The organism is Natronorubrum amylolyticum, assembly GCF_052040145.1.
Taxonomy (GTDB): Archaea; Halobacteriota; Halobacteria; order Halobacteriales; family Natrialbaceae; genus Natronorubrum.
The window spans coordinates 690568-714526 of the sequence record NZ_JBPPFW010000001.1 but is presented as its reverse complement, the minus strand read 5'-3'; the positions used below and the strand labels follow the sequence as shown (position 1 = coordinate 714526).

The 23959-nt window shown below is 52.6% G+C and carries 25 protein-coding genes and 2 pseudogenes; 21 read left to right on the top strand and 6 right to left on the bottom strand.

What is annotated here, in order from left to right; all coding sequences use genetic code 11:
- Positions 1-80: 80 nt before the first annotated feature.
- Positions 81-275: pseudogene (locus ACSFDB_RS03615) on the bottom strand (HNH endonuclease); the annotation flags it as partial.
- A gap of 300 nt (positions 276-575) precedes the next feature.
- Here ACSFDB_RS03615 and ACSFDB_RS03610 point away from each other — a divergent pair.
- The gene (locus ACSFDB_RS03610; RefSeq protein WP_440769668.1) at positions 576-767 is read left to right on the top strand and encodes a hypothetical protein; all 192 of its coding nucleotides are present in this window, start codon (positions 576-578) and stop codon (positions 765-767) included.
- An 85-nt stretch (positions 768-852) separates the two neighbouring features.
- A complete protein-coding gene (locus ACSFDB_RS03605; RefSeq protein WP_502260882.1) occupies positions 853-2625 on the top strand; it encodes an Env/VP5 family phage fusion protein in 1773 nt (590 codons plus the stop codon).
- Between the two features lie 9 nt (positions 2626-2634).
- Here ACSFDB_RS03605 and ACSFDB_RS03600 read toward each other — a convergent pair whose 3' ends face one another.
- Positions 2635-3084, bottom strand: coding sequence for a hypothetical protein (locus ACSFDB_RS03600; RefSeq protein WP_440769666.1), 450 nt, complete (start codon positions 3082-3084; stop codon positions 2635-2637).
- Positions 3085-3653: 569 nt separating this feature from the next.
- On the opposite strand from ACSFDB_RS03600, the gene ACSFDB_RS03595 reads away from it, so the two are divergent.
- From ACSFDB_RS03595 to ACSFDB_RS03565, 7 genes are all read left to right on the top strand, one after another.
- Positions 3654-5012, top strand: a complete 1359-nt coding sequence (locus ACSFDB_RS03595) for a hypothetical protein (RefSeq protein WP_440769665.1) — start codon at positions 3654-3656, stop codon at positions 5010-5012.
- Between the two features lie 58 nt (positions 5013-5070).
- The gene (locus ACSFDB_RS03590) at positions 5071-5694 is read left to right on the top strand and encodes a coiled-coil domain-containing protein (RefSeq protein ID WP_440769664.1); all 624 of its coding nucleotides are present in this window, start codon (positions 5071-5073) and stop codon (positions 5692-5694) included.
- A 102-nt stretch (positions 5695-5796) separates the two neighbouring features.
- Positions 5797-6456, top strand: coding sequence for a DUF8063 family protein (locus ACSFDB_RS03585; RefSeq protein WP_440769663.1), 660 nt, complete (start codon positions 5797-5799; stop codon positions 6454-6456).
- 2 nt (positions 6457-6458) lie between these two features.
- Positions 6459-7337: an ABC transporter permease gene (locus ACSFDB_RS03580; RefSeq protein WP_440769662.1), complete on the top strand. Its 879-nt coding sequence runs from the start codon at positions 6459-6461 to the stop codon at positions 7335-7337.
- A complete protein-coding gene (locus ACSFDB_RS03575; protein WP_440769661.1) occupies positions 7334-8500 on the top strand; it encodes a zonular occludens toxin domain-containing protein in 1167 nt (388 codons plus the stop codon). The genes ACSFDB_RS03580 and ACSFDB_RS03575 overlap by 4 nt, the downstream gene beginning before the upstream one ends.
- A gap of 244 nt (positions 8501-8744) precedes the next feature.
- Positions 8745-9488 (top strand): hypothetical protein, encoded by a 744-nt coding sequence (locus ACSFDB_RS03570; protein WP_440769660.1) that lies wholly within the window; start codon positions 8745-8747, stop codon positions 9486-9488.
- 146 nt (positions 9489-9634) lie between these two features.
- Positions 9635-10477: a hypothetical protein gene (locus tag ACSFDB_RS03565; protein WP_440769659.1), complete on the top strand. Its 843-nt coding sequence runs from the start codon at positions 9635-9637 to the stop codon at positions 10475-10477.
- Between the two features lie 31 nt (positions 10478-10508).
- On the opposite strand, the gene ACSFDB_RS03560 is transcribed toward ACSFDB_RS03565, so the two are convergent.
- Positions 10509-10775, bottom strand: coding sequence for a hypothetical protein (locus ACSFDB_RS03560; protein WP_440769658.1), 267 nt, complete (start codon positions 10773-10775; stop codon positions 10509-10511).
- Positions 10776-10955: 180 nt separating this feature from the next.
- Here ACSFDB_RS03560 and ACSFDB_RS03555 point away from each other — a divergent pair, with 180 nt between their 5' ends.
- From ACSFDB_RS03555 to ACSFDB_RS03505, 11 genes and pseudogenes are all read left to right on the top strand, one after another.
- A complete protein-coding gene (locus tag ACSFDB_RS03555) occupies positions 10956-11720 on the top strand; it encodes a hypothetical protein (RefSeq protein ID WP_440769657.1) in 765 nt (254 codons plus the stop codon).
- Between the two features lie 662 nt (positions 11721-12382).
- The gene (locus tag ACSFDB_RS03550; RefSeq protein WP_440769656.1) at positions 12383-12952 is read left to right on the top strand and encodes a hypothetical protein; all 570 of its coding nucleotides are present in this window, start codon (positions 12383-12385) and stop codon (positions 12950-12952) included.
- A gap of 229 nt (positions 12953-13181) precedes the next feature.
- On the top strand, positions 13182-13496 hold the full coding sequence (locus ACSFDB_RS03545) for a hypothetical protein (RefSeq protein ID WP_440769655.1): 315 nt from the start codon (positions 13182-13184) through the stop codon (positions 13494-13496).
- Positions 13493-13867: an RNA polymerase sigma factor gene (locus ACSFDB_RS03540; protein ID WP_440769654.1), complete on the top strand. Its 375-nt coding sequence runs from the start codon at positions 13493-13495 to the stop codon at positions 13865-13867. Before ACSFDB_RS03545 ends, ACSFDB_RS03540 begins: the two co-directional genes overlap by 4 nt.
- 611 nt (positions 13868-14478) lie before the next feature.
- Entirely contained in the window at positions 14479-14670 is a 192-nt protein-coding gene (locus ACSFDB_RS03535) for a hypothetical protein (RefSeq protein ID WP_440769653.1), read from the top strand.
- 115 nt (positions 14671-14785) lie between these two features.
- A complete protein-coding gene (locus ACSFDB_RS03530; protein ID WP_440769652.1) occupies positions 14786-15076 on the top strand; it encodes a hypothetical protein in 291 nt (96 codons plus the stop codon).
- Entirely contained in the window at positions 15069-15539 is a 471-nt protein-coding gene (locus ACSFDB_RS03525; RefSeq protein ID WP_440769651.1) for a hypothetical protein, read from the top strand. Before ACSFDB_RS03530 ends, ACSFDB_RS03525 begins: the two co-directional genes overlap by 8 nt.
- The gene (locus ACSFDB_RS03520; RefSeq protein WP_440769650.1) at positions 15532-16233 is read left to right on the top strand and encodes a tyrosine-type recombinase/integrase; all 702 of its coding nucleotides are present in this window, start codon (positions 15532-15534) and stop codon (positions 16231-16233) included. Before ACSFDB_RS03525 ends, ACSFDB_RS03520 begins: the two co-directional genes overlap by 8 nt.
- An 896-nt stretch (positions 16234-17129) precedes the next feature.
- Positions 17130-17390: pseudogene (locus tag ACSFDB_RS03515) on the top strand (site-specific integrase); the annotation flags it as partial.
- A 633-nt stretch (positions 17391-18023) separates the two neighbouring features.
- Complete coding sequence (locus ACSFDB_RS03510) at positions 18024-18176, top strand: hypothetical protein (protein WP_440770180.1); 153 nt, start codon at positions 18024-18026, stop codon at positions 18174-18176.
- Between the two features lie 640 nt (positions 18177-18816).
- A complete protein-coding gene (locus ACSFDB_RS03505) occupies positions 18817-19986 on the top strand; it encodes a GNAT family N-acetyltransferase (protein ID WP_440769649.1) in 1170 nt (389 codons plus the stop codon).
- Positions 19987-20135: 149 nt separating this feature from the next.
- On the opposite strand, the gene ACSFDB_RS03500 is transcribed toward ACSFDB_RS03505, so the two are convergent.
- The gene (locus ACSFDB_RS03500) at positions 20136-20423 is read right to left on the bottom strand and encodes a hypothetical protein (protein WP_440769648.1); all 288 of its coding nucleotides are present in this window, start codon (positions 20421-20423) and stop codon (positions 20136-20138) included.
- Positions 20416-21789 (bottom strand): phenylacetate--CoA ligase family protein, encoded by a 1374-nt coding sequence (locus tag ACSFDB_RS03495; RefSeq protein ID WP_440769647.1) that lies wholly within the window; start codon positions 21787-21789, stop codon positions 20416-20418. The genes ACSFDB_RS03500 and ACSFDB_RS03495 overlap by 8 nt, the downstream gene beginning before the upstream one ends.
- A gap of 190 nt (positions 21790-21979) precedes the next feature.
- On the opposite strand from ACSFDB_RS03495, the gene ACSFDB_RS03490 reads away from it, so the two are divergent.
- Positions 21980-23248: an RNA-guided endonuclease InsQ/TnpB family protein gene (locus ACSFDB_RS03490; protein WP_440769646.1), complete on the top strand. Its 1269-nt coding sequence runs from the start codon at positions 21980-21982 to the stop codon at positions 23246-23248.
- A gap of 138 nt (positions 23249-23386) precedes the next feature.
- Here ACSFDB_RS03490 and ACSFDB_RS03485 read toward each other — a convergent pair whose 3' ends face one another.
- On the bottom strand, positions 23387-23935 hold the full coding sequence (locus ACSFDB_RS03485; protein WP_440769645.1) for a chorismate--pyruvate lyase family protein: 549 nt from the start codon (positions 23933-23935) through the stop codon (positions 23387-23389).
- Between the last annotated feature and the right edge of the window lie 24 nt (positions 23936-23959).

The following is a 23959-nucleotide window of genomic DNA, read 5'->3' as shown; positions in this document are numbered from 1 at the left end:
GCCATGCTAGTATCTGGATTTAATCCACTGTCACGATTGGATAATGTTGCAGAGGGAGCCATCCGGTCTGTGTGGATCGCATCGTGACACGATTTGCAATGCGTAATCAGATTCGACATCTCGTGAGAGCCCCCTTTTGATACCGGGACACTGTGGTGTGCGTGCAGTTCTGCATCTCCACGTGGACCGCCCTGTGCCCCGCAATTTTGACAGGTGTGGTTATCACGCTCATAGACTCGCTTTCGACGGCTATCCCAATCCGAGGGATACGACATGTGCTATCAACCATTTGTCTGTCGACTATCAAAAATCTAGTTCAGCGCCTTGTGAGAGTCTACTTCGAAGAGTCGAGCGGTTCTGGTTTGCGTTAGCCCTTTACTCATCAGAACCATCATATTAGAATGGGCGTGAGCGACTCAATGTGATCCATCGTGCATGCTACAGTCACGCCCGATCTCGACGCCCGGAGTACAGTGCTTGCGTGTGATTTCGAAACTCGATCACACTCCGGGCGTTAATTCTCCTCGAGCGACCGTAGATATTTATTCCCATATACCATCTGATACTATTGTATCATGTCAGGAGATATCGAAACAGCGATTATGACAACGCTCGCCGGATTCCTCGGCGTGCTGTATAGTGCTGAACTAGTTGCCGAGATTGACACGCTCGCCCATGCTGGCGACCCAGCGACACAACTCATCGGTATGGCCGTCTTTGCGGTCTCCGGAATTACAGCTTACCTCGGCATCAATAAATTCCTCTAAGCAGTGCCGAAAATAGAGGATAGTATCGTTCACCAAACATCTTTATTATTTAACACCATCAGTCATACATAGATATACTGATATCATGTCTAAAGCACAATCTCACGATCACGACCGAGAAGAACAGAACACAGGACGATCCCGACGGGGCTTCATGGCGTCCACAGCGGCGGCAGGAGGAGCGCTTGGCCTCGGTGGGGCAGGAGCACACAAAGCAGGCTACGACGTGTCTCCTGTAGGTACAGCTGACGCAGCAGTACCGCTCGTCGGATATGCGATTGCGGCAGGTGTCGGAGCAGGGGTCACATATTGGCGACAACGGGATAGCGGAGAATCAGAGACGGCCACGCAAGCCCATCGCAACCTGCGATCCACTGCCCGTGGTATGGATACCGCTTCCGACGGCGAGAAGGAGTTCGAGAATCTTGTCGCCGAGCGGTCTGAAAACTGGGTTTGGCAGGACGCAGCACTTGAGTTCGCACAGGACTTTAACCACTCCCTCGATATGGAAATCGCTGATCTGAAAGATCAGATGGAGTCGTCCATACTGTCCGATTGGGGTGACCTCGAGCAAACCATCGTCGACAACCACTCAACTGAACTGGTACAGCTGATCGAGATGTTCTCCCATCTTGAGGCGTACGGGCACGAAGATGATGCGGACGATATCATCCGGGTGTATCAGTCTGGACGACCCAATAATCTCACGGCGATGAGCAATGTTACGCCAGCCGAGGACGAGGGTTATGATTTAGATGGTAGTGAAACCCTTGTGAATCCGTTTAGCGAGTATTACGAGGAGAATCAGACAGATACTGATGATATTATTTATGTCGACTACGAGCGAGTGGACGGGACCACGTTTGAGGCAGCATTTGGGTGGGGAGCGGTATCCATGTTCGCACCAGACTCGGACACTAACGGCCTCGAAAGCAATGGCGAATTTTATTATTATGATGATGAAGACGGAATAACAGACATCGTAATAGAATCGGTCGATAGTCCACGTGGTATGGGTGTCCCCAACGACATGGGTGGATCTGATTATGAAGACGGGTATATTTTCGCTGACGCCCGGCGACGTGGCAACGCAGTTGAAACAATCCGTAGCGAGGCAGAATCCCTAGCGAGCGAAGTGAGCGACTGGGTTGACGCTATTGCCAATGAATATGCTCGAGGCGAGCTGCCCGAGTCCGATGTCGTGTCTGCTTCCCGACTCCGTGAAGAGTACGGATACGAGGAAGGCAATGCGTCTATCACAGCGCTCTATGGCTCTCAACTTGGGTTTGAAACGGATCTCAAGGGCACGATCTCGATCTCGTACTACGATGATAGCGAGGAAATCCCCGAAGAGACCGACGATTACGACGATAACAGTGAGTACGAGGACATCGAGACGATGGACGGCTACCTGATGGCCGATCATGCGGACGACGGGGAGATCAGCCTTGACGCAGGAGAGTCCTATACTATCGATGACGTCGTGGGAGAGGGAGATGACGGACAACTCTTGCTCACTCGCCCGTCGGGCGACACTGTGGAACTCGAGTATGCGTTCACCGTCGACGAGATCCGGAGCTACGAGGATGGTGAGCAAGTCCAGCAGGACTCATTCACCGCCCAGTCGTACAACTTCTCGCCACGAGATCCAAACCGCTACGAGGAGGACGTGGCCGACGCTAATGACGCTCGAGAGGATGCAACACAGAACCCCGAGTTTGACTTTGACAGCATCATCGGGACGTTCGGCGACTTTGACACGAGCACGCTTCTCCTCCTTGGAGTTGGGACGTTCGGATTGTTCTTCGTCGTGCTCTTTGTCCTCTGGGCGGTGTCGCAAGCGCACCCTGCGACGTAATCCGTTGTTTCACAACATGGATTGGAAATCGGGGAACACGGTTTTCGCTTTTTGTTCAACAGATTGTGGGGGTTTCACCGGTTTGTTATCGTTCGATACATAATACCGATCAGTGTCGAGTTTTTGGATGTGATAGTCCTCCCCATTCGGTGCTTCAATCATCACTCGCACTTCCGTCTCTTCGACCGTCTTCGTCGTTCCCGGATTGAGGTGATGATTAAACCCTGCTCGGTCAAAATATGGCTTCATCGTCGCCTGCACATCGTCCGGGAAAACCCTACCACTACTCACTAACGTATACCGAGACCCAGTCATATTCGGATCTGGTGTTTCTTGAATGATGATTGAACTATCGTAATCATCCTTGGTCATCTGTAGCTCATATCCGAGATTTTCGTCATTACCGCTGGATGAAGCAGCCGTCTTGACTAACACTGACTTGACCGTTGCACTGGACATATTATCGAATGAGAGTTTCAGAACAGATAATATTATGGCTCGGACGGCGGCCGTTTGGTCGGCTCTGTTGAAATTCTATTATTCAGGTGTGCTTTTGCGTGAAACACACGAACACTACACGTGCGCATTGTTCAGTTAAATCGTCCCGCCAACCAAATCAGAACAAGAATCGTGCCAAAACCGATAGCAGTGATACCGAGGGCAAATTTGGGACTTGTAAGCGGAAGCTCTCCCAAATATTCAGTTATCTGACTAAATCCCCATATAGCAACAAGGAGTGAGATGGCGAGACCTATGAGGAGGAGTTCATAGTCAAACCACGTCTTTAGGCCTTCTAACGACGGCATAGTATTATGTTAAATTCGGAAGGTAATAGTCTTTTAGTCAATCCGTCATCTACAGTTACTGGCGATAGCTCTTTGACCTGTACTTACCGCAGAAGCTCTTGAACCTATCACTACCGGAGGGTTTCAACAGGGCCGTTTGATCGTCTTTGATCCCATACGACTTTTCTCGAGTGTCAACTCGGCAGTATATATTTATTCCCATATGCCTTCATCTAATTTAGAATGTCTAGTAAAATACAATACTCAGGCACGATCCGGACCGGGCTCACGCTCGTCATGGCCGTGCTCATGGTCACGTCCATGGTTGCCATGGGCGTAGGTACAGTAGCAGCTGAAGAGGAAGAGAACGACGGGGAGACGCATACTGTTGACTCGGGGCATATCGTCTCCGAGGAGCACGAGGACACGGACACGTTCGAGTCTGAGGTCGAGCTGGATGGCGAGACCCTCGACCGCATCGAGTTCACGCTCGAGACCACTGACAGTGGCAATGAGGTGTATGTTGAGGACGAAGGCGGCGAAACTCTTGATTCGCACACTCAAACGACCGTCAGTGGTAGCGACGACTATTACACGCTCGATGACTTCGATGGCGTGTCCGATATGACGATCACTGTGGGCGGGACGCTCGAGACGGCGCAGGATGTTACCGTGCACGTGTATGCTGAGACCGACGCCGACCATGATACGATTGGAGCTGCGCTGGATGTGGCCGAGTCTGGCGACATCATTGACATCCAGTCGGATCTCCATCTGGACGAAAGTGCCCGCATTGATGATGATATGGACCTGACCATCGCTGGCGCAGACCCCGGGGAGGACCGACACGTACTGACGGTCGATGAGTCGGAGACTAATGTATTTGATATCAATGGGGCTGGAACTATCGAGATGTATGGACTCCACCTCCAACATGACTACACATGGTCCGCCCAGAACGACACTGATGAGGTCATCGCCTATCACAATACGTTTGAGTCAACGGATGGCGAGTACACGGTGAGCGTCGAGCTGTACGGCGAGGAGGATAACGAACTCGTCGTGGATATGGCGAAGAACCTGTGGATTGATGCCGACGGGGATGTTGTCGAGCCCTCGGAAGACGAGGGTGATTACGAGACTGGAACGTATGATGCCGACGAATACGTCGACGTCACTGCAACCCCATACGTTGTCGACGAGGAGTTCAGCGAGCTGAGTAACGGCGAGCCGGTCTTCGAGACTGACTCTGATGGTGACGAAGAATCAGATGAAGTAGAGTACAAAGTCACTGACGAAGACAGTGAGCCCGTCGAGGGCGCTACGGTGACTGTTGGCGAAGAGACGGCCGAGACTGACGAGGACGGTATTGCAACGTTCGACGCCGACGCAGTTGATGAGGATGCTGACGTAAGTGTCGAACACGCTGACTACGAGGGCGGTGAACTTACCGTTGAACAGGTTGAGTCGGACGATGAATCATGGTTCGGTGTAGGTGCTGACGGTGACGGTATCAGTACCGAGCAGATCATGCTTGTCGCTGCGCTGATCACGATCCTCGGTGCGCTTGTCGGAGTCGTCGCACTCGTTGTCCGGGACTGAGTTTACCAACACCCCAATTATCGGAAGTTTATTTTGGACATAGTGAGGGACAGCAACTATGCAGATACATCAGTCATCTCGCACACATAATCTCGTGAGGGAGAGGGGGTTTGAACTCCGGCTCGGGCTACTGTTTCTCGGTGCTGTTTTTATTGTTAGTGGCTCTCTCCTATTTTCTGCTAATCCTTTGATCGGTGGCATGGCAATTGTCGTAGGCATCTTGTTCGATGTTGGCGTGCTTTGGCTTTTCAAAATTGAGGTAAGTATTATACAAAACGAGGTCGAGGATGCCCAGAGTGAAATAAATGATACTCGGGAAGAAGTGGACGACACAAAAGATGAAGTGGATGCCACCAAGGGCGAGATCGATACGGCCCAAGAGGAAATTTCGAAGACGAAAGAAGAAATCGACGGTATGAAAGACGACCTATATGATAAGTTTGGCAAATATCGTGGACGATATAGTCTCGAAAGCAGGGTTGACGAGATGGAAGAGCGGTTAGAAGATTTGAACGAGGATGCGGACGATTTGAAGGACAACCTCTATTCTCGATCTAGGGGATACGGGGGACGAGATACTATGGAGAGCAGAATTGACGAAATTGAGGAAGAGATAGAAGATTTGAAAGACGATTTGAATGACTGGGAGAAGGAGACGGGTGGTAGGGGGAGACGTTTTTAAATTGATGTTCTTCTTCAGCTGATCAATCATACTCCTATCTGCTGATTTTTCCATGCCGTTCGACCCTACACTTTTGCAGTTTGAAACCTTCATTTATCCTATATGATACGATGGATAGTCAAAATAGTGCTCGTGGCGCTGATGGTGATCGGCGCAATCACAGTGTACGGGATGCTCCCCGTAGACGCCACGACCGATGCAGACTCCGACACGGACGTTGGCGGGGCTGCAGAGATCGACGTGGTGAGTGGCGGGATCAGCATCCCTGCATTGGTTGGCACTGCAGCAGCGCAGGATGACGACGCTGATGAAGACGCAGCACCCCCAGAACACCAGACCGCTCACGAGTTCTCGGATTCACTCCGGATCGTAGATTGGGAGTGGGAGGACGGGGTTTTCATCGCCGAGTTCGAGGCTGAGACGCAAACCACAGTCACAGTCTATGAAGTGCCCGATATCAGCGACTTCGAGGGCGGAGAGCCATACGGAGAACAGTTTACGATCCAGCCTGACGGCACCACAACAGTAGAGTTTGCGCCCCCGGATGGGCTGGGCGTCCAGATCATCGAGGGCAACACGCCGTTCATGGATGGCAACCCCAGTGCGGGCACTGGTGGCATTCAAGGACCACCAGCAGGTGAGGAGTGGAGCCCAATTTACATCATCTTCGGCCTGTTGTTCTCTTTCGGCTCGATCCTCGCATCGTCCCTGTTGCTGTTCAATCTCATTGACAAGATCACTGGAGGTAAAAAGGTGTTCTAACCATGTCGGAAGATAATACACAACAGGCTGATGGCGTGGAACAGGACACCGATGAGCCACAGAAGTCCAATATACAATATATTGGTGATGGCATAAAGTACGCACTCTATCTGGTGAAAATTGTAGTTATTGGTGCGGTGCCAATGCTGACTCTCCTCGGCATCTGGCTTGTCGGCTTTATCGTCGTGCTGAATCTCAATATCGGGATATTCGACTACGTGCCGTTGTTCGAGACGGAGCACGAAGGACACTTCAACATCGCATTCTGGTTCATCACAGGAGCGATTGTGCCCGGGCTTATCACTGCGTTCTTATACTATCGGACAACTGATAAAAAGCTCCGGACGTGTGACGCCCCAAATGGGGGCAATGGCGGCGGATACGAATTATCGAACCATGACTGGGACGATCTCGAGGTACACCTCTACGATGAGGATGCAGACCGGTATATGGGTGAGAAGACGACGAAGAACGCACTCACCTATAACGGGGAATTCCACGAGGCTGTGGCCTACTATCCAGACGACAATATTGCAGTAGCAAGCGGGGTTGGCGAGAAGTCAATGTACGAGATGCGCATGCATGAGGATCGACTCCTCCGCCTCATGACCAGCATGCGTGATAAGTTCCAATCTGGAATCGAGACAGACTCTCGACGCCAAGAATACGCTACTGAGGACGCTGCTCGGGAAGTCAATCGAGTCACTCGAGACTTCGAACGAGAGAGTTTACCAACAGGGGAACTCCCCAACAGTCCAGTGCGTGAGCACATCGATCAGGTTGAGGAAGAACGGGAAGAAGAGGACCACAGCCTTCGAAAAGAGCAGTACCAGATCCCCGACGACGATGCTGATGGGGGCGACGGAGGTGATGACGCATGAGCGCCGACGGGCGTGAACGTCCGATAGAAGCAGAGTTCCGTGAATTCGTCGACGGGAACCTGCCCAATCAGGATGAGAGTCCACACTACTGGTGGACTGGCTTTGTAGACGACGAACGAACGCTGCACCACCTAAATTACTGTAAACGGCTCTTCGAGCCGTGCGACGAGTACTCGAGCTTCGACGAGACACCATACTGCCAGTACGTCGTGGGGAAACATGCGACGAAGAGTTCCACCGCCTCGATCCTCCGAGGGAACATGTCGCACCTGTCCTATCAGTCGGGGATTGTGGGATATGAGCGGGACGCAAGTGGGTTCAAAGCGCTGATGAAGCTCGTGAAGTCGATTGAATCCCAGCCCGTGTTTCTCGCCTACATTTTTGGCTTCATGGGCCACGGGAAGACTGACTTCTCCGCACTGATGCTCGAGGTATTCCAGTTTGTCTACCGGGATCAAGACGTGATCACGGCGGCTAACGTGCAGTCGGACGATATCGATCTAGAGATTACCCGATACTCTCGACTAGTCGAAATCCTCGAAGAACGGCGGGAGAAGACCCAGAATGGAGAGGAGCTTGCTCCGTTCGTCATGTTGATCGACGAAGCCGCCCAGATTTTTACCGGCATTGGGGCAGACCAGCACAGAGGGAAGCAACTGGCTAAGTTGCTCAAGCTCGCTCGTAAGTCCAATGCGCACATGCTGCTGATCGGGCAGGACGGTAAGGATATCGACAAGGCATTGCGTGCTCTCTGTACCGTATTTATCCACAAATCCGCCCTCACAGAGGCGAGGATGTTCAAGACGGTTAAAGAACGACAGGGCGAGGACCTGATGCTCCGACTAGACGGGGTTCCGCCCACAGATATCGATTTCAACACCTATGACGAGGGCAAATTCATATTTGATAACGACAAGGTAGGGGAAGACGACTTCGTGACGGAAGAAGAGTGGGAGAACTTCAAGATGAAGAAAGAGGACGAGAAGCTGGCGGCCGTATATGCACTAACAGATCGTTCGATGAAGGATATGGTTGCGTTGTCCGATTATCAGAGCAAATCCACGGTCCAGAAGAAGATCGTCAACCATGCAGACAGCATATTGGACGAGTATTCCGACTTGATGGACGAGGATAAGCAAAAACAGTTCGAGAAATATGCCTGAAAATCTGGCTGGAGCCTCGCACGCACACGTGAGCGCACGTATTTGGAGAGGGGGGCTCCCGAACATCGAACGGCGAACAACTCGACGCAGTATGGCGATTACTATTTTTGGCTTGTTCGATCTACTCGTTTGACGAGCGTGTGAGCGTTCGGGAGCAAGCGAGAGATGGAGGAAAACCCAGTGACGCCACCAATCTGAAGGGTGAACAATAGGTTTCTTCACCAGCGGATTACATTCAGAGAGCATGACTGGAGAGAAGAATCAGAAATCTAACAAGATGGATTATCTAAGCAGACTGGGGCGATTCTACTGCGGTCTCTGTGGTATTGTGACAATCATTGGCCTCCATTTACTTGTCACTACAGCTTTTTTGTTCCTCTTCCCCGACTTTAGATTCTTATTCATGGTAAACTGGACGATTTTTAACTTCATACTGACTGCTGCAACAGCAGTCATTCTCCTTAAAATATTATTCGTTGCTAAACGTGCCATATGGTGGCTTGTAGGGACCCAAACTGCTGATTTCAGTCCACCCGAGCAGGAAGGTCATGTAGAGCCGACAGAAAATTTAGTTGAAAAGTCGAGACAGAAGGGAACCATGTGGTTCTCTGGAGGACTTCTCATAGGCTATGTCATTGCAGGAACCGGGACCTATGTCCGGCCATCAAAGGCATCCTTTGTGAGAGAATATCCAGATTTGCCTATTATCGACCCGATTATCTCGCTACTATCTGGATTGCCGATTCTATCGGATGTTGGATTTGTATCAGATACATTTTCAATCGTACATCCTATAGAATACGTATTCCTTGGTGCGGTCCTCATTCCAATGACGATAGGATTGTGGAATTTCATGTTTGTATTTGGGAGCGTGCAAATCCTATATAATCGTCACCAGCGCAAACTGTTCCGTCGTGAATTGGTGTACGTATTGGGAATACTCACGGGGACACTTCTGCTAGCTGTAGCAATTTATTTTGAGATTTAAATTCTCGTCGTCGTGTGCGAGTTTTGTCCTTTTGACGAGTAGTTGAGCGTTCGGAAGTGAGGTAGAAATGAGAGGAAATCCAGCGACGGCACCAATCTGAAGGATGAACAATAGGTTTCTTTACCAGTGGGTTACATTCAGAGAGCATGCCTGATGAGAACGACCTTGATTCATCTGCCGTTGTCTATCTCCGGGATCTGGAGGAAACACGTGAACAACGTCACAAGGAAAATATCCAATTCCTAGCCGCAATCGGTATCCTTGGTGCCTATATTACAATAATCTCTACTGAGATGGACTTTTCTTGGACTCTAAATGCAGTTATTCAACTTATAGGGGGGAGCAGTTTCGTGTTTTTGATGTATAAGCTGATAGTAAATAGTCCCATTCCGTTTGTGGATCGTGATGCTATTCCGAAAATAGACGCACTCTTCTCCGGACTCTATGTTATCTCGATAGTCCTGTTTGCAGGAGTCTTTATTACAGTAGTTGTAGCTAGCGAGCTAAATATTGAAGTTACAAATACTAGTGAGATTGCTATGGCTTTGGTGATGGTATCCTTCATTGTATTTCTAGTTGGTATGATGTATGTTCTTGGCACGAAGAAAGCACAGTTGGCTATCGATCAAGCTGAGGCTCTAATGGAGCGGATGCCAGTTGTGCTTGAAAATCTGGAAAATGCAGAGGCGATAAATTCTGGTCGCAAAGAAGCGTTAGTTGACCGAACTGAAGCAGTATTGAATCGAGATGGCGACCCGCATTGGTTCTTAATGCACGGAATGCTCACGGCCGATTCCGAACCCCTGAGGCTCACCACAGAACGCCGAGAACAATTACTCAATATTTTGGACCGAATCGATAAAAAAGCCAAATACAACGAATATGACGAAACCGATATAGAGTTGCTGGAAGCGATAATTTCTCGGGCTGAAGAAACCACACAACGAGGAACGGGGATAGGAGCCAAGAGAGCTGACCAGACCTCGTGACTACGCAGTAGATGTTCTTCCTCAGACGGTTCTATTCTATATCCCGCCATCGACGTGACTTCTCAACCACATCGGACTCCTGAACATCCTCCTCAGATAGCCCCGGATTCTCTGCCTCGGGATCAAGCAACTCATCTAATTCTTCGATAGCCAACTCCCACACCGTTGCCTTAATTTTATCTTCCTCTGTGAATTCTTTATCATGCTCAAAACAGTGTCTCACCTCTGAACCGTGCATAAGCTCGAACACTCGTCTGACACCCTCAACGTCTTCCCGTGGGATATCGCCACCAGTCATACTGCGGTCAACGAATCGACCCCACTTCACTCTTGACGATATCCGACCAGTGGAGTGATTCTCAGCCTTCGGATTCTCAGCGTTCTACCCCCTGATGGTGCGTAATATTATATCGAGTCCAGTGCAGGTCCTATCACTTCGAATGATATTTGTATTCTGACAGAGTGAGGAGAATCACCCATGTCGTTTGAATCTCTGCTTCTCACTTCAAAAGTCGTTGCCGACACGATCTTAAATCGGCAGACAGGCAGTAAAATCGAAAAAGAACTTAATGACCATTTTAACGGGTGGGAAAAAAGGATCACTAGCTATGAGGGGAAACCCATCAAATTAGAGGTAGAGTCAATCGCAGTTCGACCAATGTATTGGCCAAAGAAGTTACATGGTGGAATTCTAGAAGCGGAGGCGGAATCTTACTTTACTGAACTTGAGAAGGAGCGAGAACGCTCCACAGTTCTCGAACGAGCTTCTGCTGTTACACAGGGGAAATGGATCACTGTCGTCCGGTTAAATATGGAGGAGGGGAATGCTGAAGATATACGGCCAGATGGACTGAATCTTTCGTTTGTGACAACTAAACTGTCACTCAGCGAGGTTGGTCGGCAAATCCGAGTCGCTGAAACATCTGAAATTCAATCAGACAAGCTGGAGGTGAAGATTGTCCACCATACAGGAGATATCGCAGAATACCGGGAAGAAATCAATGATACAATGGATCTACTTGAACATGTGCAGGAGAACATGAAGGAGCATGTGATATGGTATTTACTTGAATTATATCATTCATATGACGGTGGTTCTGATTCAACGTGGCCGGACGACGAACAGGCGAGAAAATTAGGTGGCTTTCTTGTTGATATGCCAGTGACACCAGAGGAAGTCACAGCAATGGTCGAGAGGGTAAAGGATGAGATGGAGGACGCACCAAAAAGAGGTAACCAGTAATAGATTTATTCTATGTCCTCTGAATAAGCGATGGATCGTTCCTAACGCCTACACAAACAGTTTTAATATCTAATAGGTACGAGTGATATCTGGTAATAGTATGAGTCGGAATCTTTGTCCCGACTGTCGTGATGATGCAGACACGCAGTTGATCCAGAAAGAGGTTCAAATTTGCCAGAAGTGTGGTGTGAAATATTAATGACCTTATGCCGAGAATGCCGGACTGAAGGTAGGCGTCGTAATGTGACTAGAGCAAATCACTGGCTTAGCTTCAGCCGAAAAAATACTTGTGATAGATGTGATAAAACTATAGATGGCTGAAGTTGGACAATTCTATTTTAACAATTCAAATACCCGAGTACAGAATCGTCGTTGGGGAAATCGCATCTAAAGGTACAACAGATTTAATGTCTGACAGCCGTGAACGAGAGATACGGACTGGTAATAAAATGAGCAAAAACCTATGTTCAGACTGCCGTGGGGAAGCAGATACTAAAAAAGTCGAAAAGGGAATGAAGGTCTGTCAGAGGTGCGGTGACTTATACTAATGCCACTCTGTCGAGAGTGCCGTAAAAAAGGTAAGAAAAGTATGGAGACAAGATTAAACGAACAACTCACCTACCAACCAAATCCGACTTGCGACCGTTGCAATAAACCTCTAGATGGGTGAAGCAGAAGAGATCCACACAGATTCTCCCAAATACCCTAGTGGAGATTTATCTCTTGACGAAGCTCGGCGCAGGTATGACGAAGAAGAGAGAAGACGAGAGAACATTGAAACGAAAATCCGACTAGTTCTAACAGCCAATACAATTTTCATCTCTGTTGGAATTCTTATTCTTGAGGGATCACAAGCTCTCGCAGCGGTATTCCCATCAATTGTGTCTACAATCATCGGATTAGGAATTATTTTCCCAAAGTCATACAACAGTCCAATCAGCGAAGGTCGATTGTATAATTATGCTCGATTAGACCGGGATGTATTCCATGACGAAGTCCTCCTCGCATATATTGTTTCAATAGATAGTAATAAACTCGTGAATGATCTGAAAATGGATTTTTTGAAGTTCTCAATGTATCTCTCATCATCTACACTAGGATTAGTTTTATTATCATACTGGGCAGATTTGGAAATAGTATTCCTATTTGTAGTCTTCGTACTTCCGATTCTCTACACAAAAAGTGTGTTTCCGTTGCTAAAGTACCTCATTTCGACTGTAAGGGCTATGTGAATTTGATTATCTAGTCTCACACGTGGGTTAATGATCCGCAGTTGCAGATAACGATTCTTCGAGCGGGCATAATGTGCGCCCGAGAGATTTCACGCCAAATTAGACCTATTTTAGCAGTTGGTGCTTGATAGACAATCTGGTTCCGACTCAAGTTACTATACTAGAGTTATACCCCAACGTTTGGTTGGGGGACAGGCTTATGCACTACCCCCTCTATTGTATAATTGCAATGGGACGAAACACGCAAACAACTGACGACGATGAATCGAGCGAGGAGAACAACGCAGAACAGGAACTGAAGGAAGTTCGGGGGAAATTGAAGGATGGAGGGTACCGGATCACGGATGTGTGGAAGGCCCTACCAGATGAAGAATGGGAAGTGCGTGCGGAGCAGAATGGCGACTGGGTTGAGGTTCGTGCAGAGACTGACTACTGGGATAACAACTGGTACTACGTCAATTCATACATGCAGGGGACCGAAGAAACTAACAGTCTCGACAATTTCGACGATACTGTTGAAATAGTGCGTCGGATCGTGTGGTGATCACAATTAGCGTAGTCATTGATATCGAGGACGATGGAACCGTGACGGCCACGCACGCATCCGGCGAGACGTTGTTCGAACATAACGGGCTCGAGGCCGAGTCGGTCGAGATTGCGCAGGGTCTGGAACAGGTGTTGTCGGCTGCCGATGATCTCGAGGACGTGGACACGCTGTACGCCCCCCGGGAAGAAGAAGCGTGGATGAAGACACGGGAGATGACGTATGAGGAAGCTGCGGACGAGATGGGGATCACGTTGAACACGCTTGAGCGGCACTTGGAGGAACGATATAAAAAGCCAGAGAAGGCTCGTGAGAACCTAAAGCAAGCGTTGAAAACGCTTGGATGGTTCGAAAGTGGTGGTCAGGAATGACTCCCTGCTCGATATGCGATGAGAAGTATCGGGCTGCGATCCGCTTTGATGGACCAGCAGACTCCGGATCGATAGAGAAGGACATAGATGTGTCCCGCATTTGTGTCGAGGACGTTGATGGCGGGATGCGTTTGTATTTCCACGAGTAACTGGTTTTCGAGCGATACTTTTGGCGGTATGCTCACTCTGGGAGTCTTCCAAACAGAATCCCCGACTCACTCCAATTTCAACCCAATCGACCCCCCGATTTCACGTCCAAAACCCCGACTTTTGCAGACTCCCCGACTCACCAAAAACCTATACTATCCAATACCATCATTATACATATGGTTAATACCAGCAACAAAGGTGAGAATGCATGTATAAATTCCTGAAGCTGACGCTCTACGACAGCCTGAAAGGGTACGCTGAGGTCAGTCGAGAGATTCGAGACGCAGATCAAGAAGGAGGTGATGAGCGATGACGGACGAACTCTGCCCTAAATGTGGATCTGAAACATCCGAACGAGCATTTAGATATGCGTATTGCTCAGGGTGCGACGAATCATGGGACCCGTTTGAACCCATCCGTCAGAAGCTGATCGAGAAGTTAATGGAGGAGGTGAGCGACCGATGAACCACAACAAGCAATTCGCCGAAGGCGGATTGATATTAGTCGTCGGAGTCGCCCTGCTGGCCTACGGGCTCGCAACCAATGACACCAACACGGCGGCTGCGGCAGGCATCGTCACCGGGGCGACCATCATGCTGCTCGCTATAGTATACGGGCTCCACCGCCGATCCAACGAGGTGGACGGCCAATGACGCACACTACACCACAACCGTGCGTGGACTGTGGAGACCAGTCCGACACCGCACGATGCACTACGTGCATCAGCGAGCGAGAGGACCGCTTCGAGCAAGCCCTGCGAGGTGGAGCATGGTAGACGATATGTACTGGGGCAAGTGCGACGAGTGTCCCCCGGGGAAACGCTACAGGTACATCCCCGACAGCAGCGATATCTGCCTCTCCTGCATGGAAGACCGATTCGACCATTCCGAATACGAGTCACAGGAGACACCGGGCCAATCCTACACACAAGCCGAGTTACAAGAGATGGCGAACAAGTCGACAGAAGAAAAGAAAGCAGAGATCATCAAGATGGTTCAGCAGTCCCGAAAAGGAGGTCCAGCACTCCCACCATCCCATCGAGGTGATTCCGATGAGTGATCGCACCACGCTCCTGCTCGCCGACCGACAAGCGTTCCGAGATGCGATCAAACGGCTTGAAATCCAATACGACTGGGCCATCGACGCCAGCAAAGAAGAACTACACAGTGCTATTGTCGCAGTCGGGCTCGAGGACCCTGAGCGCCTCCGACGCAAACTCCGGGAGATCCAGAGCGACGTGAACGTTCCAGAATGCACGTCGTGCGGAGGGGCAAATCACCTCTCCAACTCCCCGCACTGTCGAGACTGTATACTCGAGCAGTTCAGAGAGTGTGTGCGGGAATTGTACGAAGACATACCCCCAGCCCACGAAATTGTCCCAGACGACGATGAGCAGCTTAAGCTGCTCATCCGGGACGAGCGAGTAGACAGCGACGTATTCGACACCCCCGCTGATGAAAACAAATCAGGCGTACAAGACGACGAGGATGGAAGCAACCAGCAAGGTGATTCCGATGAGTGAAACCACAGAAGCCGACGCTTGCGAGTGTGGGTACGAATTCGCTGGAGACGGCCCCGTAAAGTGTCCCGAGTGCGGTGAGCGACTCCGGGAGCCGATCCACCGCTATTTCAATTTGGATCAAATCGAAGATTTGAGAGACGCTGCACATAGCATCGACCGTCGATACGATCACGCATTGCGTGACGAAGCCCTCATAGTAGTCTCAGCAGACTTGGGAACCCGTCCCAACGAGACAGTGCAACTCACACGCTCCATGTTCGACCTCGACAACGAGGAAGTAATGTTGCCTGCTGGAATTCAGAAGGACTACCCAATCGAAAACAAGAGCCCGAGCGCCGCAACCCTCCGACTCGACCCGTATGATCAATTCAATACGGTTCGACTGCTCCGCCAATACTTCCGCACGCTCGAGGACGACCAAGAGCACCTGTTCCCGAGCCGTTTGAACGATCAAATGAGTACGCAAACCGTGCGGGACATTGTAACGGAACTGGCCGTCGAGGGCGACGTTGCGCCCCGGAGGACGGACGGCCAGCCTGCCGACCCAGAGGAAGCCCACCCCCACGCATTCCGTCACTCAGTTGCTAACTACATGCTCGCCGCCGATTCTAATCTATGGGAGGTCAGAAACAGGCTCCGTCATCAGTCTGTATTGACGACAGAACGAGTTTACGAACATTTTCAGCGCCGATAGTCCTCTTTTTGCAGAGCAATAGATGGGGTTTGGGTCGATATCAGCCCAAATACGGACCTATTAAATAGTATATATAGCAACGGCTACTGCCCCGAACAACAGCAAAATAACGGAATAAAACACCAGTTTGAGCGTGACTCCCAGCAACCGGGGGAAGAGGATCACGAGCAGGAGTGCGAGAGCGACCAGTGCGGCCAAAGACATGCGCTCGAGTTACGGTAGCAAGAATTCGCAATCGCAGTCGTCAGCATCGCATTCTACAGTCTGCTGCGAATTCGAAGAATAGTAGAAACTCTCGGCCGTGCAACCCGGACATACGACCTCGACGAGTAGCTCCATTGCCAGCCGATCTTTGATCGGTTGGGGGATGCGTTCAGGGTCGGGATAGTTGGTGATTTGCTTGGGTTCTGGTTCGTCGGGCCAGCGGCGAGATATGTCTTGAGTCATGCGAGATCACCGCATGGATCGAAATTCAGTATAGTCCAGCGCCGTCCAATTCTCGTTGAAGTGCTGAAATTCTTGGTGTGAAGCGCTAACAATATCTTTTACGTCGTCGCAGGGTCTTCCTTGGACCTCGACTTGGAGCGTGTCGGTGGTTGCTGTGATCGTACACCGGGCACCGTGTGACTGGAGATACTCCGGTGGTACGTCCTCGGCCGTGTACGTCGCTTGCTGATTCTGGTTCGGGTGCGACATTGCATACGAATTGTACACGTGGTGCCACTTATACAGGCGATTAGATTACACGCAAAAGCTCAAACCAAGCAACACAATCGACGACTTCTAGAAATAGATTGTGTCCTCGTGTATAGTATACGTCGGCATCTTGCCACCGTATAGATTTTAAGTGTGGGGCACTAATCTGGTTGTGAACGCATCAGCGTTCCAGCACGACAATGAGTTTAGAACCAATTACCCCAAAGATTGCCGTCGAAGAGTACTTGGATGAAAAACAGGCGGATGGCGCATCAGAATCAACTGTGAGGTCGCATCGATCCCGACTTGGACATTTCGTTGAATGGTGTCAGCTGAATGGAATTGGGTCGGTATCCGAACTGTCGACGACCGATATTCGAGAGTACAAGTCGTGGCGTCGAGAAAAGAACGAGATCAAGAAGGTAACGCTGAAAACACAAATGGACACTCTGAGAGTGTTCTTGACGTGGTGTGAGGACTATGGACACGTTCCAACAGACTTTTCCAAATCTGCTCGCTCACCGTCGTTGAGCAAGGGAGATAACGTACGGGATGCATCGATATCGACGGACGCTTGTCTCGAGATCAGGGACCGACTGCGTAAGTATCACTACGCAACACGACAGCACGTCGTGTTCGAATTGATCTGGCATGGGACAATTCGACGAGGGGGCGTTCATTCATTGGATGTGGACGATTTCGACCCGAAAGAGAATACGTTGAGATTCCGACACCGCCCCGAGAATGGGACCGTGCTGAAGAATAAGAAGCGGTCAGAACGAGTGATTAACATCTCTGATGATGTTACCGAGATCATCACGGATTGGGTCGACGATCAGCGTCCCCGGGTCACAGACGATTATGGACGTAAACCACTAATCGCCACTAAACACGGGCGTGCACACTTGACAACTATCTCGTCAGACATATACAACGTCACTCGGCCAGCGTTTCGCAGGGAGGAGTGTTGCTGCAGTCCTGATTGTAATATCGGGTGTGCGAACGAGGCATATCGGTGCGAGGATTCACACTCGCCGCACACAATCCGGTCGGCATCAATCACATACCACCTTAATCGGGGCTGGCTGATTGATATGGTTGCGGATCGAGCAGATAACACTGCTGAAGTGATCAAAAAACACTACGATGTCGCTGACGAAGACGAGAAGGCGGAACGACGGCGAGAATTCGTGGAACTGTTGGGCAGCGATGAGGAGGAAGAAGAAGGTAGCGGTGTAGAAGCGTAAGTCCGATCCGCAGTAATTTTCGCTTTGTACTCATCATCGCTTTGTGACCCCCGTGTATAGTGCGATAGATATCATGATATGGTCTCATGATATCTTTTTGCCACCCCAATATGGGTGAAATCGCCCCTGTAGCGCCCATGTTTCTGACGCAAACCACTTCGTGAGCGTCAGCAATGGAATCGCGAAGGAAATGAATTAGACGGCGGCGAGCGAAGCGAGCCGACGGCGTGGTTAAAATCCTGTAGCCTACACACCGAAGACCTGCCTCCGTATTTCGAAATAGGGCATACAGTACCCAACTAGTACGATCAGATAGACTTTTCTAGAGAACGGAACGTCCCGGTTCGAAACGAGGGAGAGGCGCGTATCGATTCCCTCGAGTACCAACACTGATCGGACAGCACCCGAACGGGAATCCCGACTCGAGCCCATCCCGGACAGTCCGACGCCGGTTCGAGAGCCCAGTAGTGCGACCGTAACTGTACGGACGGTGTGCTCTCGAGACCGTCACTCGGTCGAGCAACTAGCTATCAACACGGTGATCACTAGTACGTCGATACTGCTGTCAGCACGATACTAGCCCGCTCGAGAGCCAAAATACCGGATCTATTACTATGGCCGATCGGTCGTTGGACAGGGTATGTTCGGACGGGATCGGATGGATTCGTTGGAGCGACAGTACGTCAGCGGCGACCGCGAGTACACCATCCGGCAGTACCGCGAGGGAGATCGCGACGGCCTGCTCGCGGTGTACCAGGAGGTGCTGGATCCGACGCTCTCCAGTGACTGGTTCGCGTGGAAGTACGAAACCAACCCGTACACCGAGGAGATCCCGGTTTACGTCGCCGAGTTCGACGGCGACATCGTCGGCGCGGTCGGCTTCTGGGTCCTCGAGTTACACACCGGTTCGCGGCGGATTCCCGCCGTTCAGTCCTGTGACGGCGCGGTTCGAGCCGAACACCGGCGGGAAGGACTCTTTACCGAGCTGTTCAGAATCGGGCTCGATCGATTCGCCGCCGACGGCTTCGAGATCGTGTTCGATTTCCCGAATCAGTTGAGCAAAGCGACGTTCGAAAAGTACGGCTGGCAGCTCGTCGAACGCCAAGAGACGTACTTCCGGGTCCAACAGCCCGACGCGATGGTCGACGGTGAGTCGGTCGGTCCGCTCTCCGCGTTGGCTCGAGGCGGCGCTCGAGTACTCTCCCGTGGCTATCTCGCGGCGAAATCCCGGCAACGGCCATCGGTCGCCGACCACCCGAAGATCGACGTCGACAGAAGTGAGACGATTCCAAGCCAGATACTCGCAGCCCTCTACCGACACGACATCCCCGACAAACTCCACCTCGTCCGCGACGAGACGTTCTACGAGTGGCGGTTCGGCAACCCCCACTGGGAGTACACGACCTACGTCGGGCGCTACGACGGCTCGCCGGTCGCTGCGGTCACCACCGGAACGAAAGTCGACGACGGGACGACTATCGTCCATCTCACCGATATCGTCCCGCTCGTCTCGAGCCGACCCCGTACGGCCGTCCTGGTCTCCGTTCTCGAGGCGATCCTCGAGGCGAACGAGGAGGCGGCGCTCGTGGTCGCGCCGTCCGGCGTGATTCCGGACCCCGTACTCTCCGCGTACGGCTTTCGAAGCGATCAGACCGTACCGTTCTCGCTGGTCTCGACGCCGACGATCCACGGCGTCTACGCGCTGCGGGACGACGACGAAGCGGACGGCGACCGATGGGTCGTCGACGGAAAACGAGTGACGGATCCCGACGCCTGGCAGACGACGTTCAGCGAGTACGATACGGGCTAACCCACGTTCGGATCGGTTTCGAGCGTGATTTGACCGTTCGATCGGTTGTCATCCGGTGCCTTCTCTCCATACTATCTCCTGGAAGTCAGCTCCGTCGGGACCGCGATTTGTCCTGCGGTCCCACCGATACATCGGTACAGCAAACCGTCTCAGTCGTCGCCACCCTGCTCCGGGACGTGTTGCTCGAGAACGTGGACGACGTCGCGGATCCGTTGGGCGTTGTGTTCGATCGCGGGAACGTCGTGTTCTTGCCCGCGTTCGATCAGGGTCGTCGACGCCTCCTCGAGGTCGTCGACGAGCCCAGCGAGTTCGTCGAGGTCCACCGCAGTTCGTTCGTCGCCGCGGCCGGCGCCGCGATTGGCTCGGTCGCCGGCCGCCTGCGATCGGTGCGGCTGCGAGTCGCCGTCGTGGTGCCCACCGTCGTCGTTCTCAGACATGGTTCACCCGCTGGTCGACGACGCGATCAGCTTTGAGTTCGGGTCGCTCGAGGGCACCCCGCTCGCGCAGCGTGATTCGAAACGAGAGGCCACAGGCCTGTTTGAGCCGGTGGCGAAGTTCGGTTCTGACCGTCTCTACGTCCTGCGTGTTCGCCTCGGTGATCAGGGTGACGACGTCCGATTCCTTCTCGTCGTGGTGGTCGATGACGATCTTGTACTCGTCGGCCACGTCGTCGTGCTGGCGGACGACGTCTTCGACCGCCGTCGGCGAGAGCAACACGCCGTTGACCGTCGTGAAATCGTCGTCTCTGCCGAGAACGCCGCCGTCGGCGAGGCGAAACGTCCGGCCGCAGTCGCAGGCGCTCGGCTCCTCGAGTCGCACTCGATCGCGCTGTTCGAACCGGAGATACGGCTGGGCGTGCCGGTCGAGCGGCGTCACGATCAGCGTTCCCGTTTCGCCCGGCTCGACCGGGACGCCGTCGTCGTCGACCACCTCGATCAGGAACTGGGCCTCGTTGAAGTGGAGGCCGAGTGAGTCGCCCTCGCAGCTGTACCCCCACGCGCCGGTTTCGGTCGCGCCGGCGTGGTCGTAGACCGTCGCCCCCCAGCGGTCCTCGAGTTTCGCTTTCGTCCCCGGAACGCTCGCGCCGGGTTCGCCCGCACAGACGATCCGTTCGATGCTGGTCGCCGCGGGATCGATCCCCTCCTGTTCGGCGACCTCACCGAGCCGAAGCGCGTACGTCGGCGTGGTCATGAAGACCGTAGCTTCGAGGTCGTCCATCAGCTCGACGCGTTCGACGGACGAGAGGTTGCCGCCGGGGACCACCTCGGCACCGATCCGCTCGCAGGCGTAGTGTGCGGCCCAGAACGCGACGAACACGTTGTAGGAAAACGGGAAGAAGACGCGGTCGTCCGGCCGAATTCCCTGCGACCAGAGGACCGTCGCCCAGCAGTCGCTCCACCACTCCCAGTCCCGGCCCGAATCCGCCTGTCGGAGCGGCGTGCCGCTGGTCCCGGAGGTCTGGTGGTACTCGCGAACCGCCGCCGGCTCGACGGCGAGAAGCTCTCCGTACGGCGTCGATTCCGCCTCCGTCGCTCGCTCGGTCTGCCCCGGCGGTCCCTCCGAGTCTTCGGCCCCCGTCTCCTGTGCCTGCCGCAGTTCGTCTTTCGTCGTCGTCGGAACGGCGCGGATAGCCTCGAACGAGTCGATCTCTTCGGGAACGATGCCGGCTCGATCGAGCTTTCGGCGAAACACGGGGACGTTTTCGTAGACGTAGACGGCTTGCTCCCTGAACTTCCGGATCTGCCGGCGCTCGAGTCGCTCGCGCGGCATCCTCTCGAGTAACGGGTTCCACATTTCGGCCATAGTCTCGCTCGAGGGTAGCGACTGTCCGGACTTTGTTATGGAAGTTACAAGGCTAAAACCCCGCCATTCAGGGCGGGGATACAGCCGACAAATCCTCCACTAACCACGTTCGATGGCACTGCTGGATATTCCACGCCCAGTCGTTACTTTTAATATTTAGTCTTCTATAACGGGTTATGAATACAGTACGATGTTGGAGACAACCCGCACCTATCGAGCGAAAATCGTCAATCACTCTCAAGTGAGTGACGGTCTCGACCAGTGCGGGTTCTCCGCGTCGAAACTGTGGAACGTCGCCCGATATTACACGCAAGGCCGATGGGACGAAGATGGGGAAATCCCCGACGATGGCGAACTCAAATCCGAGCTCAAGGAACACGAACGATACAGTGACCTACATTCTCAGTCAAGTCAGCGAGTTCTCGAAGAGCTTGCTGAGTCGTTCACCAGTTGGTACAAAGCACGCCAACGCGGAGACGAAGACGCCAACCCACCGGGCTATCGCAAACACGGCGACGAACACCCACGTTCCACCGTGACGTGGAAACAGAAAGGCATCAAGCACGACTCCAAGCACAACCAACTTCGTCTGAGCAAGGGCTTCAACCTGAAGAACAACCGCTCAGACTTCATCCTCTGCGAGTACGAAACACGGCCTGATGTGGTTGTGGAGAACATCCAGCAAGTCCGTGCTGTGTGGAACGGCGACGAATGGGAACTTCACCTCGTCTGCAAGGTCGAAATCCCCGTCGAGGACGCACCCGGCGACAACACCGCTGGAATCGACCTCGGCATCAACAACTACCTCGCCATCGCCTACGACGACGGTGACGCCGAGTTGTATCCGGGAAACGTGCTGAAACAGGACAAGCACTACTTCACCCGGGACGAGTACAACACAGAAGGCGAAAACGGCCCGTCACGCCGTGCGCTTCGCGCCCGACAGAAGTTGTCCCGTCGGAAAGACCACTTCTTGCACGCGCTCGCTAAACACATCGTAGAGCGGTGCATCAACCACAAGGTTGGTCGTATCGCCATCGGTGACTTGAGCGAAATTCGTGAAGACGAGAACGGTGACTCGCGGAATTGGGGTCGAATGGGGAACAAGAAACTCCACGGTTGGGAGTTTGATCGGTTCACCACGTTGCTCGAATACAAGGCCGAGGAACACGGCATCCTCGTAGACCGCAAGAGCGAGCGGGACACGTCGAAGACGTGTTCGTGTTGTGGGCGAAAATATGACGCGAACCGCGTGGAACGTGGCTTGTACGTCTGCGAGTCATGTGGAGCGACGATGAACGCAGACGTGAATGGTGCGGTGAACATCCGCAGAAAGATAACTCAGAATCCTCCAACCGAGGATATGAGTAACGGTCGTTTGGCACGGCCAGTAGCTTACCTGTTCAATCAAACCTCGGGATCGTTCCATCCGAGTGAACAGGTGGGTTGCGAACCTTAATATCCCAACGCTCGGGAATCCTCGCCCTTCAGGGCGGGGAGGATGTCAAGGATCGGTTTTGAACGATCGAGGGGCCAGTTCTCGTTCCGGCGACCAGCTCGCGTCCATATGCTACGGCGACCAACTCGTGGCCACAGGCTACTGCGTTCGATACGTGCTGAGTCGATCCTTCGGGAAGTACTCGGTAATGGTCATGATACGAGTGTCCGCGGTGTAGATCTGATACGTCCGCTCGAGGAGACACGCCGCGTCGCTCTCGACGAACGACGGGAAGCGGTTGGCGGTCGAATGGACGTTCATCTCGACGATTTCGCGTCTCGTCTCCGTACACTCCTCGCGAAGCACGTCTCCGATACCGATCTCGCCGTCGACGAGTTCGTCGGCGACGGTGTCCGCAAGCGGCGAGAGCCGAACGGTCGACCGTGCCCAGACCAACGGGTTTCGCTCGGCGTCCGGCACGAGCGCGACCGTTCGAAACAGCCGGTTGTCGGCCACCGCGCGGTCGAGGATGCTAACCGAGACGTCGCCCCTCGTCAGCGCCTCGAGCATGTGGGTGACGGTCCCGTCGGTCGCGAGAAACAGCCGTTCGATCGGCGAGAGGGTGAGATCGGCGTCTCGTTCGAGCGTTACCAGCATCGAACGGATCGATTCGTCGGTCGGTTGGGGCACGCGTAGTTCGTCGCTCATCGGGGTGAGAGTCTCGATGTCGGG

What these genes read in the sequence shown, in the direction of transcription:
- ACSFDB_RS03610 (WP_440769668.1), top strand. Translation starts at nt 576, where the DNA reads ATGTCAGGAGATATCGAAACAGCGATTATGACAACGCTCGCCGGATTC.
- ACSFDB_RS03605 (WP_502260882.1), top strand. Translation starts at nt 853, where the DNA reads ATGTCTAAAGCACAATCTCACGATCACGACCGAGAAGAACAGAACACA.
- ACSFDB_RS03600 (WP_440769666.1), bottom strand. Translation starts at nt 3,084, where the DNA reads ATGTCCAGTGCAACGGTCAAGTCAGTGTTAGTCAAGACGGCTGCTTCA.
- ACSFDB_RS03595 (WP_440769665.1), top strand. Translation starts at nt 3,654, where the DNA reads ATGTCTAGTAAAATACAATACTCAGGCACGATCCGGACCGGGCTCACG.
- ACSFDB_RS03590 (WP_440769664.1), top strand. Translation starts at nt 5,071, where the DNA reads ATGCAGATACATCAGTCATCTCGCACACATAATCTCGTGAGGGAGAGG.
- ACSFDB_RS03585 (WP_440769663.1), top strand. Translation starts at nt 5,797, where the DNA reads ATGATACGATGGATAGTCAAAATAGTGCTCGTGGCGCTGATGGTGATC.
- ACSFDB_RS03580 (WP_440769662.1), top strand. Translation starts at nt 6,459, where the DNA reads ATGTCGGAAGATAATACACAACAGGCTGATGGCGTGGAACAGGACACC.
- ACSFDB_RS03575 (WP_440769661.1), top strand. Translation starts at nt 7,334, where the DNA reads ATGAGCGCCGACGGGCGTGAACGTCCGATAGAAGCAGAGTTCCGTGAA.
- ACSFDB_RS03570 (WP_440769660.1), top strand. Translation starts at nt 8,745, where the DNA reads ATGACTGGAGAGAAGAATCAGAAATCTAACAAGATGGATTATCTAAGC.
- ACSFDB_RS03565 (WP_440769659.1), top strand. Translation starts at nt 9,635, where the DNA reads ATGCCTGATGAGAACGACCTTGATTCATCTGCCGTTGTCTATCTCCGG.
- ACSFDB_RS03560 (WP_440769658.1), bottom strand. Translation starts at nt 10,775, where the DNA reads ATGACTGGTGGCGATATCCCACGGGAAGACGTTGAGGGTGTCAGACGA.
- ACSFDB_RS03555 (WP_440769657.1), top strand. Translation starts at nt 10,956, where the DNA reads ATGTCGTTTGAATCTCTGCTTCTCACTTCAAAAGTCGTTGCCGACACG.
- ACSFDB_RS03550 (WP_440769656.1), top strand. Translation starts at nt 12,383, where the DNA reads ATGGGTGAAGCAGAAGAGATCCACACAGATTCTCCCAAATACCCTAGT.
- ACSFDB_RS03545 (WP_440769655.1), top strand. Translation starts at nt 13,182, where the DNA reads ATGGGACGAAACACGCAAACAACTGACGACGATGAATCGAGCGAGGAG.
- ACSFDB_RS03535 (WP_440769653.1), top strand. Translation starts at nt 14,479, where the DNA reads ATGAACCACAACAAGCAATTCGCCGAAGGCGGATTGATATTAGTCGTC.
- ACSFDB_RS03530 (WP_440769652.1), top strand. Translation starts at nt 14,786, where the DNA reads ATGGTAGACGATATGTACTGGGGCAAGTGCGACGAGTGTCCCCCGGGG.
- ACSFDB_RS03525 (WP_440769651.1), top strand. Translation starts at nt 15,069, where the DNA reads ATGAGTGATCGCACCACGCTCCTGCTCGCCGACCGACAAGCGTTCCGA.
- ACSFDB_RS03520 (WP_440769650.1), top strand. Translation starts at nt 15,532, where the DNA reads ATGAGTGAAACCACAGAAGCCGACGCTTGCGAGTGTGGGTACGAATTC.
- ACSFDB_RS03510 (WP_440770180.1), top strand. Translation starts at nt 18,024, where the DNA reads ATGGTTGCGGATCGAGCAGATAACACTGCTGAAGTGATCAAAAAACAC.
- ACSFDB_RS03505 (WP_440769649.1), top strand. Translation starts at nt 18,817, where the DNA reads ATGTTCGGACGGGATCGGATGGATTCGTTGGAGCGACAGTACGTCAGC.
- ACSFDB_RS03500 (WP_440769648.1), bottom strand. Translation starts at nt 20,423, where the DNA reads ATGTCTGAGAACGACGACGGTGGGCACCACGACGGCGACTCGCAGCCG.
- ACSFDB_RS03495 (WP_440769647.1), bottom strand. Translation starts at nt 21,789, where the DNA reads ATGGCCGAAATGTGGAACCCGTTACTCGAGAGGATGCCGCGCGAGCGA.
- ACSFDB_RS03490 (WP_440769646.1), top strand. Translation starts at nt 21,980, where the DNA reads ATGTTGGAGACAACCCGCACCTATCGAGCGAAAATCGTCAATCACTCT.
- ACSFDB_RS03485 (WP_440769645.1), bottom strand. Translation starts at nt 23,935, where the DNA reads ATGAGCGACGAACTACGCGTGCCCCAACCGACCGACGAATCGATCCGT.